We start from the raw sequence: 3,232 nt of genomic DNA, 5'->3' as shown, positions 1-3,232 counted from the left end.
CGCGAGCGGCCTGCCGCGCTGGCGCCGCGCGAGGTGGACGTGCTGGCCTGGGTGGCCACCGGCGCGACGAACGCGGCAACCGGTGCCCGGCTGGGGCTGAAGCCGGAGACCGTGAAGGGCTATCTGCGCTCCGCGATGCGCAAACTGGGGGCGCACACCCGGCTGGAGGCCGTCGTGGCGGCCCGGCGGGCGGGTCTGCTGCCGTAACATCCCGGCCGAAGCCATGAGAAAAGCCTCAGGAGGAAACCCCCAGGGGAAGGCCCCTTGGAGGGCACGCGGACACAGGGGGGCGCCCCCGGGGCGTCCGTCCCGCTTACTGCGAGTCAACGCATTCATACACTTACGGAGCATGCATGACGTACTCATCCGCCGGGCAGCTCGTCGTCGGGCCGGCGGCCGAGGAGGACTGGCCCGTCATCAGCGGGTGGGCGCACGACGAGGGCTGGAACCCGGGGATCAGCGACGGGCGGAGCTTCTTCGCCCAGGACCCGGAGGGGTTCTTCCTCGGACGCCTCGACGGGGAGCCGGTCTCCGCGGTCTCGGTCGTCAACTACGGTGCGCGCTACGCGTTTCTCGGCTGCTATCTGGTCCGCCCCGATCTGCGGGGCCGCGGCCACGGACTGGCCACCTGGCAGGCGGCGCAGGCCCACGCGGGGACCCGCACCATCGGTCTTGACGGGGTGGTCGCCCAGCAGGACAACTACCGCAAGTCCGGGTTCACGCTCGCCCACACCACCTTCCGTCACACCGGGGTCCTGCCGCCCCGCAGCCCGGCGGGCGTACGGCAGATCCGGCCGGGCGACCACGAGGCCATCGCCGCGTACGACAGCGCCTGCTATCCGGCGGACCGCCCGACCTTCCTGAAGCACTGGCTGACCACGGAGGGGCACCGGGCGTTCGTACGCTTCGACGACGGGCAGCTGACCGGGTACGCGGTGGTCCGCCCGGCCGCGGGCGACGTTCTGCGTATCGGGCCGCTGTTCGCCAACTCGCCCGCCGACGCGGCCGCGCTGTACGGGGCGATCGCCGAGGAGACCGGTACGGCGCAGGTCGCGGTGGACGTCCCCGAGTCCAATCCGGCCGCCGTCGCGCTGGCGAGGGCGCTGAAGCTCACGCCCTCCTTCGAGACGGCCCGCATGTACACGGGCCCGATCCGACCGGTCGCCGACCAGTGTGTGTACGGCATCACGACACTGGAACTCGGCTAGGGCCTGTCCGGTCGGCCGGCAGGGACCGGCCCGCGGCGGCACCCGGTGCTGGGTGCCGCCGCGGACGGCTACTTGTCGGGGTGAGCCGGCCGCCACCCGGCTCATACGCCGGGGACGGGGCCGTGCGGGCACGCTACCCGGGCCCCTCCCGGGTCAGGCGGGGAAGCGGATATCGGATGAGGTCCAGCCCCGGTACGGCTGAAGCGCTTCCTCTGCCAGCGCCTTCCCGATGACCTTCGCGCTCACCAGATGGTTCACCGCGTCCTGGATGGACTTGGTGATGGGGGTCGGCGTTCCACCCGCCATGATGCCCGGGTCGAAGTGCTCCTGGATGGTGGAGTTGTCCTTGGAGTGGCCCGCTCGCAGGTTCCGGCCGTTGTTCGAGGCCGCGACGACGAGTTCGTGGAAGCCGGCGCCCTGCGTGGCGAACTGGGTGAACCGGGCCATGATGCCGCCGACCGAGGTGGAGGGGGCACACGCGGTGAAGAACTGCCTCATTGCGGTGTCGATCTCCAGCACCTGCAAGGCCGCTGCCCCGGCGGCCCGTCTGCTCCCGGCAGCCTCCTCGATGATGTGCCCGATGTAGTGATCCGACAGCCTGTGGTTTCGCGAAATGGGGACGGACGAGGTGCCATGGGTGCTGCCGGTGCGCTTGCCCTGCTCCCAGTTGGCGGCGAGATCGACGTCGAACTTGTTCTTGCCCTTGAGTTCGTCGCCGCGCTTCTCCGCCCGTGGCGACGACGGGCGTTCGGGACCAACATCCTGATAGCTGATCATCTCGTCGGTCGCCGCGTTGGAGATTCCCGGGCGGGCGTAGCCCTGCATCGCCGTTCCCTTCGGCCACCGCTGCACGGCGTACCCGGCGGCGGGACCGGCCGCCGCCCGCTGGACGGCTTGGCCGCGGCCCGCGCCATGTGCATGCCGTTCCTGTGCGATCATGCGGGTCGCCGCCGCGTTGCCGATGCTCCGCTGTAGCGCCCGCATCGCCTCCGGACTGTGCGTCCCGACGGTCACGGCGGATATACCGGAGTGGCGCTTGACCGCGGTTTTCCGCTGCGTCTCTTCCGGCTTCCGGTCCTGTGCGTGCATCACATTCTCCTTCTGCTGAGTGCTCAGCTTCCCTCTGCACAAGCGCGCGGTACAAGCGTCCCTCATCGAACGGGCGCAACAGACCGGAAACGGGGTTGAAGCGACGAACGCCTGGTCGCCGTTGCCCTGTGTCATGGTCCGCCCGACCACGCCGCGGGCAGCACCTCGTCGACCGGTCCGCGGCGCACACAGCGGCCGCCGTCGATCAGCGCGGCCTCATCGGCGATCGTCCGCACCGCGGGCACGTCGTGGCTGATGAACAGCAGGGCCGTGCCGGCCGGGGCGAGCAAACCGGGCAGCGCGTCGAGGACTTGCTGCCGGGAAGCGGTGTCCAGCGCCGCTGTCACCTCGTCGCATATCAGCAGCGCCGGTCGCGCGGTCAGCGCACGTACCAGCGCACACCGCTGGAGCTGGCCACCGGACAGGCGGCCCGGGGTCCGGTGCAGCAGCGTCTCGTCAAGTCCCAGCAGCCGTGCGGCCTCCAGCGCCCCGGCTGTCGCTTCCGTTTCCGGCAGTCCGCGCAACAGCCTTGCGGTGTCGGCGAGTTGTGGCAGGACCCGACGGTGTTCCTCGAAGGATCCCGCGCTGCTCTGGTGCACGTACTGCACGGCGCGCCGCTGTGCGGGCGACCGCCGGTCGATACGGCCGGGGAGCGGTCGGCCGTCGAACCGCACCTCTCCCCCGGACGGTGTGGTCAGTCCGGCCAGCACCCGGGCGAAGGTCGTCTTGCCCGCGCCTGACGGGCCCAGCAGCGCGGTCCTGCTGCCGGGCGGGAACGCCATCGACACCGGCCCGGCGAGCGGATCGCCGGACCGGCGGCGCACGACGATCCCGGTGGCGGCCACCCCGGCGCGGTCCCCCGCGGCGCGGTCCCCCACGGCGGTGGCTGCCGGGCCGGGACCCGGCACTGCGACCGTGCCCGCGCCCGCGCCGAC

The 3,232-nt window shown here is 71.7% G+C and carries 4 protein-coding genes; 2 read left to right on the top strand and 2 right to left on the bottom strand.

All coding sequences use genetic code 11. The features are described from left to right. Both G3I19_RS35620 and G3I19_RS35615 read left to right on the top strand, forming a co-directional pair. Positions 1-207 (top strand): helix-turn-helix transcriptional regulator (locus G3I19_RS35620; protein ID WP_164267822.1); only part of this gene is annotated, 207 nt, incomplete at its 5' end. 146 nt (positions 208-353) lie between these two features. Then, positions 354-1,208, top strand: coding sequence for a GNAT family N-acetyltransferase (locus G3I19_RS35615; RefSeq protein ID WP_164267821.1), 855 nt, complete (start codon positions 354-356; stop codon positions 1,206-1,208). A gap of 153 nt (positions 1,209-1,361) precedes the next feature. On the opposite strand, the gene G3I19_RS35610 is transcribed toward G3I19_RS35615, so the two are convergent. Both G3I19_RS35610 and G3I19_RS35605 read right to left on the bottom strand, forming a co-directional pair. Next, positions 1,362-2,432, bottom strand: coding sequence for a hypothetical protein (locus G3I19_RS35610; RefSeq protein ID WP_164267820.1), 1,071 nt, complete (start codon positions 2,430-2,432; stop codon positions 1,362-1,364). Then, the coding region (locus G3I19_RS35605; protein ID WP_164267819.1) for an ATP-binding cassette domain-containing protein at positions 2,429-3,232 on the bottom strand (804 nt) is incomplete at its 5' end. The genes G3I19_RS35605 and G3I19_RS35610, both read right to left, overlap by 4 nt.

The sequence above is a fragment of the Streptomyces sp. SID10853 genome (assembly GCF_010548145.1).
In the GTDB taxonomy this organism is placed as follows: domain Bacteria; phylum Actinomycetota; class Actinomycetes; order Streptomycetales; family Streptomycetaceae; genus Streptomyces.
Note: the sequence above shows the minus strand (reverse complement) of the source record. Positions and strands in the feature narration are given on the sequence as shown.

Bases quoted from the DNA above. Each gene is read 5' to 3' on its own strand.
- G3I19_RS35615 (WP_164267821.1), top strand. From the start codon at position 354: ATGACGTACTCATCCGCCGGGCAGCTCGTCGTCGGGCCGGCGGCCGAG.
- G3I19_RS35610 (WP_164267820.1), bottom strand. From the start codon at position 2,432: ATGACACAGGGCAACGGCGACCAGGCGTTCGTCGCTTCAACCCCGTTT.